The organism is Brevibacillus fluminis, assembly GCF_003710825.1.
Lineage (GTDB): Bacteria > Bacillota > Bacilli > Brevibacillales > Brevibacillaceae > Brevibacillus_D > Brevibacillus_D fluminis.
On sequence record NZ_RHHQ01000012.1, the window covers coordinates 726,054 to 740,933 of the forward strand.

The 14,880-nt window shown below is 53.2% G+C and carries 14 protein-coding genes; 5 read left to right on the forward strand and 9 right to left on the reverse strand.

Translation table 11 applies throughout. The features are described from left to right. Positions 1-36 precede the first annotated feature (36 nt). From EDM56_RS17490 to EDM56_RS17505, 4 genes are all read right to left on the reverse strand, one after another. Positions 37-1,395 (reverse strand): Ig-like domain-containing protein, encoded by a 1,359-nt coding sequence (locus EDM56_RS17490; RefSeq protein ID WP_122919142.1) that lies wholly within the window; start codon positions 1,393-1,395, stop codon positions 37-39. Positions 1,396-1,527: 132 nt separating this feature from the next. After that, entirely contained in the window at positions 1,528-2,445 is a 918-nt protein-coding gene (locus tag EDM56_RS17495; RefSeq protein WP_122919143.1) for a glycine betaine ABC transporter substrate-binding protein, read from the reverse strand. 52 nt (positions 2,446-2,497) lie between these two features. Beyond that, positions 2,498-3,343: an ABC transporter permease gene (locus EDM56_RS17500; RefSeq protein ID WP_122919144.1), complete on the reverse strand. Its 846-nt coding sequence runs from the start codon at positions 3,341-3,343 to the stop codon at positions 2,498-2,500. Then, on the reverse strand, positions 3,330-4,556 hold the full coding sequence (locus EDM56_RS17505; RefSeq protein WP_122919145.1) for a quaternary amine ABC transporter ATP-binding protein: 1,227 nt from the start codon (positions 4,554-4,556) through the stop codon (positions 3,330-3,332). The genes EDM56_RS17500 and EDM56_RS17505 overlap by 14 nt, the downstream gene beginning before the upstream one ends. Before the next feature lie 245 nt (positions 4,557-4,801). On the opposite strand from EDM56_RS17505, the gene EDM56_RS17510 reads away from it, so the two are divergent. Next, a complete protein-coding gene (locus tag EDM56_RS17510) occupies positions 4,802-5,341 on the forward strand; it encodes a GbsR/MarR family transcriptional regulator (RefSeq protein ID WP_122919146.1) in 540 nt (179 codons plus the stop codon). 76 nt (positions 5,342-5,417) lie between these two features. On the opposite strand, the gene EDM56_RS17515 is transcribed toward EDM56_RS17510, so the two are convergent. Beyond that, positions 5,418-7,607, reverse strand: a complete 2,190-nt coding sequence (locus EDM56_RS17515) for a cell division protein FtsA (protein ID WP_122919147.1) — start codon at positions 7,605-7,607, stop codon at positions 5,418-5,420. 288 nt (positions 7,608-7,895) lie between these two features. On the opposite strand from EDM56_RS17515, the gene EDM56_RS17520 reads away from it, so the two are divergent. From EDM56_RS17520 to EDM56_RS17535, 4 genes are all read left to right on the forward strand, one after another. Then, the gene (locus tag EDM56_RS17520; RefSeq protein ID WP_122919148.1) at positions 7,896-8,993 is read left to right on the forward strand and encodes a bifunctional 3-deoxy-7-phosphoheptulonate synthase/chorismate mutase; all 1,098 of its coding nucleotides are present in this window, start codon (positions 7,896-7,898) and stop codon (positions 8,991-8,993) included. A 146-nt stretch (positions 8,994-9,139) separates the two neighbouring features. Then, positions 9,140-10,144, forward strand: coding sequence for a catabolite control protein A (gene ccpA, locus EDM56_RS17525; RefSeq protein ID WP_122919149.1), 1,005 nt, complete (start codon positions 9,140-9,142; stop codon positions 10,142-10,144). Between the two features lie 162 nt (positions 10,145-10,306). Further along, the gene (locus tag EDM56_RS17530; RefSeq protein WP_122919150.1) at positions 10,307-11,008 is read left to right on the forward strand and encodes a 5'-methylthioadenosine/adenosylhomocysteine nucleosidase; all 702 of its coding nucleotides are present in this window, start codon (positions 10,307-10,309) and stop codon (positions 11,006-11,008) included. After that, complete coding sequence (locus tag EDM56_RS17535) at positions 11,009-11,248, forward strand: glutaredoxin family protein (RefSeq protein WP_122919151.1); 240 nt, start codon at positions 11,009-11,011, stop codon at positions 11,246-11,248. A gap of 64 nt (positions 11,249-11,312) precedes the next feature. Here the strand turns inward: EDM56_RS17535 and EDM56_RS17540 are convergent, their stop codons facing one another. The 4 genes from EDM56_RS17540 to EDM56_RS17555 form a co-directional block, all read right to left on the reverse strand. Next, positions 11,313-12,182, reverse strand: a complete 870-nt coding sequence (locus EDM56_RS17540; protein WP_122919152.1) for a pentapeptide repeat-containing protein — start codon at positions 12,180-12,182, stop codon at positions 11,313-11,315. A gap of 104 nt (positions 12,183-12,286) precedes the next feature. After that, positions 12,287-13,441 (reverse strand): acetoin utilization protein AcuC, encoded by a 1,155-nt coding sequence (locus EDM56_RS17545; RefSeq protein WP_122919153.1) that lies wholly within the window; start codon positions 13,439-13,441, stop codon positions 12,287-12,289. Then, the gene (locus EDM56_RS17550) at positions 13,438-14,085 is read right to left on the reverse strand and encodes a CBS and ACT domain-containing protein (protein ID WP_122919154.1); all 648 of its coding nucleotides are present in this window, start codon (positions 14,083-14,085) and stop codon (positions 13,438-13,440) included. Before EDM56_RS17550 ends, EDM56_RS17545 begins: the two co-directional genes overlap by 4 nt. 22 nt (positions 14,086-14,107) lie before the next feature. After that, a complete protein-coding gene (locus EDM56_RS17555; protein WP_122919155.1) occupies positions 14,108-14,740 on the reverse strand; it encodes an N-acetyltransferase in 633 nt (210 codons plus the stop codon). Between the last annotated feature and the right edge of the window lie 140 nt (positions 14,741-14,880).

The window sequence follows — 14,880 nt, forward strand, 5'->3', positions numbered from 1 at the left end:
TCACCCTTTCTCAGGGAGTATGCGGGTGCGTGCTTCCTATTTCGCAGGTTGGATCAGCAGCTCGCAGGTGATACCGATCTCATCGTAAATCGCCACCACTTTTCCTATACCTGCTTGTACACCCGTCACCTTGCCTTTTTCCACAGTGATATGCTCCTCGTCATCCGATGACCAATTGGCCTGTGCGGTGACATCTTTCACCGAGCCGTCGAGCATCGTGGCAAGCAGCTTCACCCGGCTTGCCTTGCCAACCATGATGGTTTTCTCGCTTGGCACGATGGAAAGGGATTGGACTTTCGCCGTTTCAAATGAATTCGTTTTGTACAGCAAGATGTCGCTGTTTTTAGGCGCTTCATTGATGTGATAGGCGATCAGTGCGTAGCTGCCATCCTTAGTTTCGATGGCGGAGGAAAAGGTCTGCACCTCGTTTTTGCCCGATGTGCCGATTCGCGCATTGCCCATCCGATTCCCTTTTACATCGAATTTGTGGATCATGTAGGTTTGCCCCATTGTGGAAATCAGGGCAAATCCACCATCAGCCGTACCCTCAATCATGGTTGCCGAGTATAAATCGATGTCGCGATTTTTCTCCCAAACCAGGGAGCCGCTTTTGTCTACCTTGATGATCCGGTCCGTGAATTTGTTCACATACACATAGCCGCCATCGACCAATCGGGCTGCTGCTTGAAAGGTGTCGGCATGCGGCGAGACAGTAGCCTGCAGCTTCTTGCCTTGGCGGTCGATCGTAACATGCAGTCCGGCACCCTCAAGCGTTACTTGTCCTGTGACATTCTCGGTGATCGCGGAGATTCCTTTGATGGCTGGGTCCGCATACTGCCACCCGAGCTTGCCCACCTGATCTACCAGCAGAGCGAATCCTTGGCCTGTCACCACTACGCTGTGATCCGAAGTTTCGAATGCCGCTGATGGAGGCGACTCGGGGGCTTCTGCGATCGTCTTGTATGTTTGTGTCCACAGTAGCTTCCCGTGTTCATCCACACTCATCATGAAGAGAAGCGGCGATGTGTCTTTCGCATGCTGCAAGCCAGCAGCGAAATAACCGCCGTTTTGCAGCGGCAGCACGGTGAACAGCGCCGTATTCGCAAAGGCAGGGTAGCGCTGCTCCCACTGTTTTTCGCCTCGGTTGTCCACTTTCAGCAGATACGGAATGGATGCAGAAGAGCCAATGCTGCCTGCGATAACAAATCCATCGTCAGCGGTCTGCTGAAATCCGTTTCCTTTCGTCTGTTCGTCAGTTCCCAATGTTTTGGTCAACGTGATGCCAAACCCTTCGACTGCTGTATTCGCCTGTGCCAAGTTGCCTGGAAGGGCTAGTGAGCCAACTGCGAGAAAGCTCGCCAGCAAACAATGCAATGCGAATCGATTCTTTTTCATGGCAACGAAACAATCCCTCCTTACTGGTTCGAAAAACAAACAACCATATTGTACCATTTTGGTGGATTTATTTATTCCAAACATTGTAAAAACGGTACCCGTCGAACAGGTACCGTTTCTTTGTGGCATGCCTTATTTTTTCAAGTCTTCAATCGAGTCGATGTTCATGTAGGTCGGAACGACGAGACCGAGCTTTGTCCCTTTCAAGTTCGGGCCGAGGTCTTCAAACTGTCCCTTCAGCTTTTCCGCATAATCCGCATGTGTTGTCGGCAGCCAAGCTGCGACCATGGCATCGGCATCGCCATTCGACACACCTACCCACATCGGGCCCGCCTCGACCTGGTTCATTTCCACCGTGTACTTCAATTTTTGCTCAAGCACGGTTTTGACGACGTTGGTGCTGGCGATTTCCGAATCCCAGGCGACATATGCCAATGAAATTTTCTTGCCAGGCTCAGGGGCAATCCCTTCCACCCACTTGTTCACTTTGTCCTGATTTTGTGCGACCCAGTCCGCAGCAGCGTCCTCAGGCGACTTTCCATCCGTAATCGCGAGCATGACCTTTTCCATATCCGCCGGTTGCCATTCGAATTTATCGAGGAAGGCATAGGCGGATGGCAGCTGTTCCTTCAGCCCTTTTCTGACGATGGTGTGGATCTCTTCATCTTTGCCGTATACGCCTTTCGGGTCTTTCAAATATTTCAGGTCGTATTTGGAGAACATCCAGTGGGGTGTCCAGCCAGTGATGACGATCGGCTTTTTGTTTTTATAGCTTTCCGCTAACGCGGCGGTCATCGCGGCACTGGAGCCTTCCACCAGCTCATAGTCGTCCAGGCCATATTCCTTGATCGCTTTTTCGGTTGCATTCATCAGGCCAGCACCTGGATCGATCCCGATGATTTTATGGTCAACTTGTTCCCCGACGCTGCCGGACGCCTCAGTGGGTGCAGAGGGGGACGATGGCTGAGCAGCTGGCGAGCAAGCCGCTGCAAGTACGCCGAAACCGGCAAACATGCTAAGCGCGAGAAACAACGGTTTGGTTTTTTTCATGTCGAATCGCTCCTTCTTTCTATCGATATTGAGTAAGGCGGTGTGGCCAATCTTACTTTTTAAAGACAGTCTGAAATCCATGTGTGAATCGATCCAGCAAAATGGCGACGATCACGATGGCGATACCCGCTTCAAAGCCGGTACCAATCTTGATTTGCGTAACTGCACGATAGACGTCTGCGCCCAAACCTTTTGCACCGATCATGGAAGAAATGACAACCATGGATAATGCCAGCATGATGCTTTGATTGACGCCAGCCATGATGGTCGGCTTGGCGAGTGGAAACTGGACTTTGATCAGCTTCTGCCCGGCGGTGGAGCCGAAGGCATCGGCGGCTTCGATCAATTCTTTCGGTACTTGTCGGATCCCCAGATTCGTCAGACGGATCGTTGGGGGCATTGCGAAAATGACGGAGGCGATCACGCCGGGGACTTTCCCCAGTCCAAAGAAGAAGATCGCCGGAATCAAATACACAAACGCGGGCATCGTCTGCATGAAGTCTAAGAGTGGCGTGACTACATTCTGCACACTGTTGCTTCTGGCACACCAAATCCCGGTTGGAATCCCGATGACGACGGAAATCAAAGCTGCGGTCAAGACGAGCGCGAGCGTATCCATCGTGTGTGCCCAGTAGCCCAAATTATCGATGAGTAGTAAGCCGAGCAGCGTGAAGAGGGACATGCGCCATTTGCCGACGCGGTAGGCGATGAGCGTAAGCAGCACGATCAGCAGCCAGGCGGGGGCAATCGTCAGGAGTGCGGTAAAAAAGCTGGCCAAGCTGTCGATGACGAACGATATGCAATCAAAAAGTCCCCCGAAATGATCATCCAAAAATTGCACGAATGCTTCTATCCAATGGTCAAGTGGCAGTTTTGTCGTGAGATTATTCAAAGGCATTCACCTCGGTTTCAGTAGTCTGCGGTGCCGCGGAAAGCGGCAAATTGCCAGCCAATCCGCCGAGTACGGAGCCTTTGACGACGACACCCATCAAGCGTCCCTCATCACCGATGACGGCAACAGGTACGGATGACGTGGCCAGCAGGTCGAACAGCTCGTTTAAGAGCGTATCAGGGGACACGGCAGGCGTGTCGCGCAGCATAACCGCTTCCAGCGTCAGCTCCTGATCGCGCGCTTGTGTCGCGCCATCTGCAGTGACCACGCCGAGCAGCTTTTTGCGTTTATCGACGACATATAGCGTGGACACCCCGCGCTCCCGCATCAACTGCAGGGCGACGCGCGGCCCCCTGTCAGGGGTGATCGTCTCAGGTCGTTTCATGACATGGCTGGCAGACAAAATTTTGGAACGGTCCACGTCCTCGACAAAGCGTGCCACATAATCGTTGGCAGGATTGGTCATGATGTCCTCCGGAGAGCCAATTTGCACGATCTCTCCATCCTTCATCAATGCGATGCGATCGCCCAGCTTCAACGCTTCATCCAGATCGTGCGTAATGAACAAAATCGTTTTCTTCATGGTGGATTGCAGTTCCAACAGCTCATCCTGCATGTCTTTGCGAATCAGCGGGTCAAGCGCGCTGAATGCTTCATCCATCAGCAAGATGTCGGGCGAGTTGGCGAGTGCCCGGGCCAAGCCCACGCGCTGCTGCATCCCGCCGGAAAGCTGGATCGGATAATGGTTTTCCCAGCCCGCAAGACCGACTAAGGCAAGCGCTTCTTTTCCTTTTGCCTCGCGCTCGCTTTTGGCCACCCCTTGAATTTCCAGGCCGTATTCGACATTTTGCAAAACGGTGCGGTGGGGGAACAGGGCGAAAGATTGAAAGACCATGCCCATTTTTTTGCGTCGCACCTGCTGCAGCTCATCTGTGCTCATCGAAGCGATGTCTTGCTGATCGATAAGAATTTTTCCATCGGTTGGCTCGATCAAGCGGTTGAGCAGACGAATCAAAGTCGACTTCCCGCTGCCGGACAGACCCATGATGACAAAGATTTCACCTTCCTGGACGGAAAAGGAAACGCGATTCACGCCGACCGTCAAGCCGGTTTCCTTCAAGATTTCCGCCTTGCTGGTTCCCTTTGTTAAATAGGGAATCGCACGCATCGGTTTGGGTCCGAAGATTTTGGATAAACCCTCAACTACAAGTTTAGCCATGCGTTCACCTCCAGTTCGTTGGTCAAAACGATTGACCCCCATTGTAACGAAGATCGATTTTTCCCACAAAGCTGGAAATCGGGGAAAAACGTTTGTAATTTACGTTCAGAAAAAACTTTACGTACTTTTCTTGCCGAATACTCCGTATTCCTTGTATATGCTGTACGATCGGTCATATTTACTTTTTTCATCTTGAACGGTATAGTGAGAGTAATGAATTTGAACTAGGGGAATGCGTTTCGACCATGGAACCAAAATATGAGGAAGCAATAAGAAAAGCAGAACAACGGGTCGTAGAGGCTTTGGCCAAAAACATGGACCTATACGGAATTACCACATCAACCGGCTTTTTGTATGGAACACTGCTGTTTCAGGACAAAGCGATGACCCTAGATGAAATGGGCTCTGCCTTGGGGATGAGTAAAACCAGCATGAGTACCGGCGTTCGCACATTGATGGATCTGAATATGGTCTCCAAGATTTGGATGAAGGGGACGCGTAAAGACCATTATGAAGTGGCATCTGATTGGTATCAGAATTTCATTGATTTCTTTTCCTTGAAATGGCGGAATGCCGCGGAAGGAAATGCGCATGCGTTGAAAAAGTCGGAGAATGAGCTGATCGCGCTTTTGGCCAAGCCGGATTTTCCACAGGAACAGCGGGAGGCGACGGAGCGGAGCTTGACATTGATTCGCAACGGTCTTGATTACTACGACTGGCTTTTGCGCCTGATCGATACGCTGGAATCGCACGAGATTTTCAATTTCGTTCCGCGTAAAGAGTAGGAGCGCAATGAATAACACAAGTGTTCATAGAAAAAACGGCTTCCCGTCTGTGCGGTGAAGCCGTTTTTTTCTTTCCTTATGATTCCCAGTACAGCTCAAGCTTGTCCCCGCTTTTGATTTCGGTTTGGAAGGTGGCGGGCTCACCGTTGACTAGCATGATCAGCTTGGCGATGCCATCGCTTGCAGGCTGTGTGAGAGATACTTCTACATAGCGGAAAACGTCATTGAAAACGGGAGCTGCCCCGACTGTTGTTTTCACGTTGATCACGGCATCCGGCTTGACTATATGGTCGGCCGCAGCCGGTTCGCCATCCATTGTAATGGAAACCGAAGCGGTTTTGATCGTCACAGGCTGTCCGTTGAAAACGACTTTGAGTTCTTCCTGGACCCAGTCTTCCAACGGGATCACGTCTTGAATCGTCGGCGCAGGTAGCTCTGTTACGCGATGGACGATATTGTCGCCTGTACGGACGCGGGTGGTCCCCGATGCAGACTGGCCGTTAACGAGCAGCTGGCTTTCATGGAACGGGACCGTATAGTCGTGCCCATTGAGGGAGAAAGCCAGGGAGCTGCCATCCAGTGAAGGTGGCACTACCGTCGCACCGGTTTCCGCAAGAGCGGCGAGCACTTCATCAACGGTAGTGCGCAGGCGTACAATCACCTCATCGCGGTCGGCTACGGAATAATCAAGCGGCTGCGCCGTTCCGTTGACCAAGACGAGCGGCTCCAAGGAAAATGGCTGTTCATTGTATGAAACATCGAGCGTGTCGATCATATCAAGCAAATCTTTGACACAGGCGCTCGCCTGCTGTCCGTTTTCGCCCGGCACGACGATGATGGCATCGCCATCGGCAATCGGAGCGTCGAGTCCGACCGGCTCATTGTTTTTCATGATCACAGGCGGTGTGCCGTGGCCGCCCGGGATGATCTTCATCCGGCCGTTGACCGTCAGCGTCATGGCGAGGCCGGGACGGCCATACAGGCGGCGGACGTCCAAGCCGGCTGCCAGCACGGCGTCGCCGAGCGTCATTTTGCGCAGGTCAAAAATGCGCAGCACAGACTCGTTGACTGTCACTGTAACGTATTTGATCGGATGGCGCCGCGCCGCAACTGCAATGCCGACAGGCGTCACGAATTCGGGTCCGTTTAAGAGCGGGTGCGTCCCGACATGCTGGGCGATCGCGTCGGCGCCGCGGACGGCAACGCGCTGAGCCGGCATATTCAGCAAAGCGGCAACTTTTTCCGGCAGGCGCGGCGTCAGGCTGCCGCCCCCGATCAGCATGACCGCTTGCGGCGATTTTCCGTTCAACTCAGTGATCTTGTCCGCGATTTTGCTCGCTAGCCGCTCGATTTCCGGATCGATGGCGGCGATGATCTCGTCGGCAGAAAGCAAATGCTCAAGCCCCAGTATGTCGGTGAACGGAATCGGGCTTTCCGTCGAGAGCTTGCGCTTGACTTCTTCGGCCATCGGAAAATCGACCAAAAAGGCGTTCATCAGCGCGTCGGTAATTTCGTCGCCGGCGACGGGAACCATGCCGTAGGCGGTAATCGCTCCTTCTTCCGTCAATGCCACATCGGACGTTCCGGCACCGATGTCGACCAGCGCGATGTTCAGGCGGCGCATGGTGACGGGGATCAGCACGTTGATCGCGGCGATCGGCTCCAGCGTCAGCGCCTGCATTTCCAGATCGCAGCGTTTCAGGGCGGCGAGCAGCGAATCCACGACGACGCGCGGCAAAAAGGTGGCGATGACATCGACGCGGGCAGTCTCACCGCGCTGGTCGATCAGGCTGCCGATCATTTCACCGTCGAGGAAATAATTGACGACGCTGTAGCCGACGCAATAGTAGCGCGTTACATCCGTCTCATTCAGCTCGATGGCGAGCTGGCTTTGCGCCTCCTGCACGGCGGAAAATTCCAGCGTGATCACATCCTCGCGGGAAAGAAACGCCTGATGGCGAATGTCGATCTCGACGCTGACCCGGCGCGTGCGCAATGATCGTCCGGCAGCGGCGACGGCGACTTTTGAGAGCGGACCGTGGCTTGCTTCCAATGTTTGCTTAATCTTTTCGATGACGCGGGCGACCGCCACGACATCGTGTATTTGTCCATCCAGCATGGAACGCTCGTCATGCTCTTGAATGCAGCAGTCGACGACGCGAAATTTGTCATCGACAGGTTCAACAATCAGGCCGACGACACTTCGGGTTCCTATATCTAATGAAAAGATGAGATCCTGCTTACCAGCATTTGCTTCCTGTGACAAGGCGGGGGTCACTCCTTACGAGCTAGTGTTGCTTTCTAGTTATATGGTATACTAATTCTACTTTGCCGAGGGAGAATCCTGTCGAAAAAACGGGCAAACTGTTCCTGATTTTCCCTTGTAAACGTTACAAATATTTTTACAATTCACTTTCGCGCTTTTTGGTGCTAAAATGCTGACAAAGGAATTTACATCAATTATAATAGTCCCTAACTTTACGCGAATAAAAGTCGACGAGCCCGATGTTCGCGTTGGAATGGTTGGGCAATATAGGAGAGGTGGAGAATTAAGATGAGCCAAGATCAAGTAGAAATCCTGCGCAAACAGGTAGATGAGATTAACCTGCAAATTCTTGAACTGATGAACAAACGTGCTGGACTGGTTCAAGAAATTGGACAGGAAAAATTGAAGCAGGGCATCAACCGCTTCGATCCAGAGCGTGAGCGTGAAATGCTGAACCTGCTGGTAGAAAACAATAATGGTCCTTTCACTGACGATACAGTTCGCCATCTGTTCAAGCAAATCTTCCAAGCTTCGCTTGACCTGCAAAAGAGCGACAATAAAAAAGTGCTGCTGGTCAGCCGCAAAAAGAAAGCGGAAGACACAGTCATCACGATCAAAGGCGTGGAGTTCGGCGGCACATCCCCGATCCTCATCTCGGGCCCTTGCTCGGTAGAGAGCTACGAGCAAGTGAGAGAAGTAGCGGAAAACCACGTAAAACGCGGCCTACGCACACTGCGCGGCGGGGCGTACAAGCCACGTACGTCTCCATATGACTTCCAAGGCCTCGGTGTAGAAGGTCTGGAAATTTTGAAACGCATCGGCGACGAGTTCAATCTCGTTACCATCAGCGAAATCGTAACGCCATCCGATCTGGAACTGGCAGCGAAATACGTTGACGTGATCCAAATCGGTGCGCGCAACATGCAAAACTTCGAGCTGCTGAAAGCAGCAGGCCGTTTGGGCCATCCGGTTCTGCTCAAGCGCGGTCTGGCTGCGACGATCGAAGAATTCATCTACGCAGCTGAGTACATCCTGTCCGAGGGCAACAGCCAAGTCATGCTGTGCGAGCGCGGTATCCGCACGTACGAAAAAGCGACGCGCAACACGCTGGATATTTCCGCAGTGCCATTGCTCAAACAAGAAACGCATTTGCCGGTATTCGTTGACGTAACGCACTCGACGGGTCGCCGCGACCTGCTCTTGCCATGTGCCAAAGCAGGGCTTGCCGTTGGTTCCGACGGTATCATGGTGGAAGTGCATCCTGATCCGGATGTTGCTCTCTCCGATGCCAAACAGCAGCTGAACATTCCGCAATTCAACAAAATGGTGGATGATCTGCTTGCTTCCGGTCTTTACAAACAAGAAATCCCGGTTGCTGCTCGCTAATTGGTCGAAATTGAGAACAGCGCTAGGAAAAACAGGCCTTCCTTCCAAAGGAAGGCTTGTTTTTTGTTTCACTCTTGGGGTATTGTAAAAGTACCTATGAAAATGTATGAAAACAAAAAGTTTAAGGTGAAAGCGAGTGTTTCGCGATGCCCATCACAATCTATGATGTAGCGAGGGAAGCAGGCGTCTCGATGGCCACAGTTTCCCGTGTAGTAAATGGCAACCCAAATGTTAAGCCGACCACGCGCAAAAAAGTGCTGGCGGCAATCGAACGTCTCGGCTACCGCCCCAATGCAGTTGCACGGGGTCTGGCAAGCAAAAAGACGACCACGGTCGGCGTCATCATCCCCGACATTTCCAGCTTGTTTTTCTCCGAGCTGGCGCGGGGGATTGAAGATATTGCGACGATGTACAAGTACAACATCATTTTGTGCAACTCGGACAACCGTTTGGAAAAAGAACTGCAATTGATCAACACATTGCTGGAAAAACAGGTAGACGGGCTGTTGTTCCTTGGCTCAGAGATCAAGGAAGACCATTTGCAAACATTGTCGACAGCAGCGGTTCCGGTCGTGTTGGCCGCGACGCGCGATGCCGACAACATTTTGCCATCCGTTACCATCGATCATTTCCAGGCAGCGTATGACGCGACCAAAGCGTTGATCGATCGCGGTCACAAGCGTGTCGCCATCTTGTCCGGGCCAAAAACAGATCCGTTGGGCGGCCTGCTCCGCTTTGAAGGATACAAGCAAGCGCTTGCGGATTCCGGTATCGCGTTTGATGAAGAGTTGGTTCGAAGCGGCAGCTACTGGTATGAAACCGGTCTGCGCAACATGAATGAGTTTTTGAAGCTGGATAACCCGCCGACGGCTGTGTTTGCAGCTAACGATGAAGTGGCGATCGGCGCCATCCATGCGATCCAAGATTCGGGCAAATCCGTACCGGGCGACATTGAGATCATCGGTCATGACAACATCCGCCTCGCGGAAATGGTGCGGCCGAAGCTGTCCACAGTCGTGCAACCGATGTATGACATCGGCGCTGTGGCGATGCGTCTGCTGACCAAGTACATGAACAACGAGCATGTCGAGGAGCATGTTGTCCTCCTGCCGCACCGCATTGAGTACAGACAAAGCACGCGCCCGCAGTAAGCGGAACATGCGCGACAACCACTACGGCTCCGCCAATTGTTTGGCGGGGCCACCTTTTCGCATGCGGATTAGAAAAGCGATGCGTTACTGATCGGCAGTACATACAGCTAGGGCACGGAGTAACACGAGCGAAAGCCCAGCTTTTCAACAGGAGGAAAAAGAATGCGTATTGGTATCATCGGCGCAATGGACGAGGAAATTGCGCTTTATTTGGAAGCAATGGGAACAAAAGACACAGTAAGCAAGGCAGGCATCACCTACTATACGGGACAGATGGACGGCCATGACATCGTTCTGGTGAAGTCGGGAGTTGGCAAAGTGAACGCGAGCGTTTGCACGCAAATCCTTATCGACCGTTTTGATGTGGAGTCAATCATTTTCACAGGGGTTGCGGGAGCCGTCAATCCGGAGCTGAACATCGGTGACATCGTCGTTTCGACCGATTGCATCCAGCAAGACATGGACGTGACAGCCCTGGGATTTGCACCTGGGCAGATTCCGTATGCGGATAAATGGACATGGGAGGCGGAAGGCAAACTGGTGGAATTGGCGATGCAAGCGTCTGCCAAGGTGACCGGTGACCATCGCGTCATCAGCGGGCGGATTTTGACCGGTGACCAATTCGTCGCGGACCCGTCGAGAGTCGCGGCTCTGTACGAGACGTTCAATGGCGATTGCATCGAGATGGAGGGGGCGGCGGTCGCGCAGGTGAGTGCGATGAACGATGTGCCGTTTGTGATCGTCCGTTCCATGTCGGATAAAGCGGACGGTTCGGCCCATGTAAACTTCGCGGAGTTCACGCACTTGGCATCCCAACGATCTTATGAGATAGTTATGGAAATGCTGAAAGGACTGAAGCGATAAATGAGCAAGCAAGCGATTGTGTATTCCACGAAAGGCTGCGTCGAGTGCGACATGGTCAAGCAAATGCTGACTACGCAAGGCATTCCGTTCGAGGTTCGCGATGTCATGACCAGCGCCGAGTACCGCGACGAGGTGGAAAAATTCGGCTTCATGGGCGTTCCGGTGACGGTCATCGACGGCAAGGCGGTCAAAGGCTTCGTACCGGATGAATTGAACAAGCTGATCGTTGACGAACAATAAGAAAAACGAGAGGCACCCCGCGAAAAAGAGCGGGGTGCCTTTTTTTCTTCTGATCGATGTGCAACTAGGCCGACCAATGCGCCGGACGCGTGAGGTTGGGCGGCAGTTTTGTGCGAGCATCGCCCTTTGCTGAATTGAGCTGGGCTTGCGTGAGAAAGAGGCTATCGGTGAGATCGGCACCGCACAGGTTCGCGTCTCGCAAATCAGCGCCGATGAGGTCAGCAGCGCGCAAGTCAGCGCTGCTCAAATCAGCAGCGATCAAATACGCGCCGCGCAGGTTGCCGCCCCGCAAGTCAGCCCCTTTGAGATTGGCGCCGATCAGGTCGGCTCCCCGGCCGATCGGCTTCTTGAGACCGCGACGCTCCTTTTGATCCCGTCTGGCATTCGCGCGGACAAGCTCGCTTGTTCGCAATAGCAGCTGGTTGACCTCTGCACGGTGCGTCGCAACATCCGTTTTCGCCAGCTTGTCAGGTGACTGCTGGGTAAGCCGTTGTGTTTCGGTGAGTGCGGAGCGGAGCTCATCATAAATCGGACGGGCTGCGGCCAATGTCAGCGCTTCGCTCAAATACCAGAGCAGCTCGTGGAGATGCCACATGATTGGAAATACCTCGAACATTTGCTTCGCGGTACCGGGATGATCACGCCAGTCTTTGCCGCGAAACGTCGATTGGGAAACGTGTTGCCCGGCCCCGAAACAGTCATACACCGTGCATCCGCGAAAGCCGATTTGTCGTAATCGTAGATGCACGCCGCAACGGTAATCCGGCTGCAGGTTGGTACAGGGCTGGCCGGCGTGTTTATCGACTGCGAAGTCGGAGGAAGCCGCGAAAGGCAGCGCGACACAGCACAAGCCAAAGCAATTTTCACAATCGCCGACCAGTGTGCGACGGTCGATGTCGGGAAAAGGGGCTGAATCATGGGTAGTGGTAGACAAAGCATGGTCTCCTTTCGCTTCTTTTTTCAAATGGTCAAACGTTCAAACAAAGAACCAGCCGCAAAATTTGGCTGGTTTGTACGCGTGACGATGGGTGTCAACAATCATCCCAATGGCGCATACATCAAAGCTCGTTCCATGATCACGCGATTTTTTTCGGTGATCTCGGCGCGCCGCGGAATCGGCGGGAAGGGGTGCACGTCGTCAAACAGATGGGTGGGGAGAGGCAGTTCGCTATCCCCGCTCCATTTGCTCGTCCACGCTTGTGGAAGCGGACCATCAGACAAGGGCCTATCGGTCATTTCACTCCACAAGAGCGTCCAGGCACGTGGGACGACACGGTAAATGTCGTAGCCCCCGCCACCAACTGCAATCCAGCGCCCGCCGCACAGCTCATGTGCGAGCTTATGTGCCAGCCGCGGAATGTCTTGGTAGATGCGCATCGTGCAAGATAGATGTGTCAGCGGGTCATAGGCATGCGCATCGCAGCCGTTTTGCGTCAGGATCACGTCAGGCTTGAACCCCCGGGCAATTTGCGGAATAAGCGAGTTGTACAATTCCAGAAACGAGTCGTCCTCCGTAAACGCTTCCAGCGGAACATTCACGGAGTAACCGTAGCCGATTCCGTCACCGCGCTCACTCAAATCGCCAGTGCCAGGAAACAAATATTTGCCCGTCTCATGAATGGACAGGGTCAGCACGTTGGGATCGTCATAAAAAGCCCATTGCACGCCGTCGCCATGATGCGCATCGGTATCAATATAGAGAACGCGTGCGTCCCAATGCTTGCGCAAATAGGCGATGGCGACGGAGCAGTCGTTGTAGACGCAAAAGCCGGAAGCTCGCCCGCGAAATGAGTGGTGCAAGCCGCCGGCAGGATTAAAGGCATGCGAGGCTTGCCCGTTCATCACAATGTCTGCCGCTTGCAGCGTCCCGCCAACGATCAGTGAAGTCGCTTCATGCATCTTGGGAAAGCAAGGGACATCCTCCGTGCCCAGCCCGTAGCTGGGCGCTTGGGGCAATTCGTTTTCGCTGTGTCCTTGTGCGCGTACGGTGTCGATGAATTTGCGGTCGTGAACCAGCGCGAGCTCATCGTCTGTCGCATAGCGCGGCTGGGAGATCTGCCCCTCATCGATCAGCCCGTATGCCTGCATGAGATCGTGAGTCAAAATCAGCCGCTTCTGGTTGAAAGGATGGTCCGCGTGAAAATAGTAGGTCGCGTATTCAGGCGAATAAATGAAGCGGGATTGTTGGCTCAAGATAAAGGTCCCCCTTCATCGATGGGGGCGACAACATGGAAGCCGCGTTCTTTCAAAAGCTGCAGCACATTGCGCGGATCGATCGTTTGCACGCGGAAGACCAGCAGCTTGCGGGTCGGGACACGGCAAGGATAAACAATGACCGAGGTCACATTCGTCTGGGCATCGCGGAACACGTTACTGACTTCTGCAAGCACGCCCACACGGTCCTCCACCTCGACCTCGATATGGGAGCTGGGGCGATTAACGCCGAATAGCTCCACCAAGTTGTGGAAAATATCAGATTCGGTGATAATCCCGACCAGCTCGTCCCCGTCCACGATCGGCAAGCAGCCGACTTTGTGCATGTAGACCGTTTTGGCCGCATCCTCTAAAAAGTCGAGGGGATGGCCGGTGATCACCTCATGCTTCATGATTTCGGTTACGGGACGGGAAAAAACAATCTCGTCATCCTCATGGTTTAATAAGGAGGACGGCAGCGCATCACGCAGATCGCGGTCCGAGACGATTCCGACGAGCTTCCCTTGATCAATCACAGGCAGATGGCGGATGCGGTTTTCCCGCAAAAGCCGAAATGCTTCCCCGATGGTGCTTGCCGGTGTCACGATTTTCGGATTCGGACGCATAATTTCAACCAATCGCATGGAAAAAACTCCTCTCCGCTTCCTAATACATAAATCTATTTTGAAATCTGACCTGGTCAAATCGCATGATTCTGTCATTTTGCACGCGCTTGCCAATGCGAGCCATCAAACAGTTGGCGGGATGGGAACAAATCTCCGGATCGTCGGTCGCCATCCAAATCATGCCGATACTGCCCATGACTTTTTCCATGATTTTGCGGTAACCCCATACATCGAGACCCGTGCCTTTCAAGTCCCAGTGCCAGTAATATTCCGTGCTGATCACGATGTAATCTTCCAGCGCGTCGTCGAGATAGGATAGCTCAAGCATCGCCTTGCCCACGCCAGCAGCGCGGACTTTATGGCTGACCTCGATCGCGCCAAGCTCCAGCAAATCCTCCATCTTGGCCTCTGACCACCGTTCCATCGGATCGGGGTGAAGATACGTCACATAGCCTAGCACCAAATCTCCATCCCGGGCGATGATGATACGGCCCTCCGGCAATTCGGCGATTTCGACTAATGCTTTTTGCTGTTCCTCCGGGACACGGAAAGCCTTGAGACCTTCATCAAACGTCATGGCGGCGAGTCGCTCCGGTTCTACCGGACCTTCAATGATCAGTTCGCGCCCGCCCGCTTCGTAAGTGTTGCAATAATATCGTTTGGTGTGAATCATCGCTGTTGATCCACCTCTTTCGCATCTTCTTCTACGGTTATTATAGCGAACCTAGTAACAAAAAGGCAGAGAGAATGAGGAGAATTTGAAACAAAACGCGACACAAACAAGGAAGGGACGAGTGGATGGTCCAAATGGTT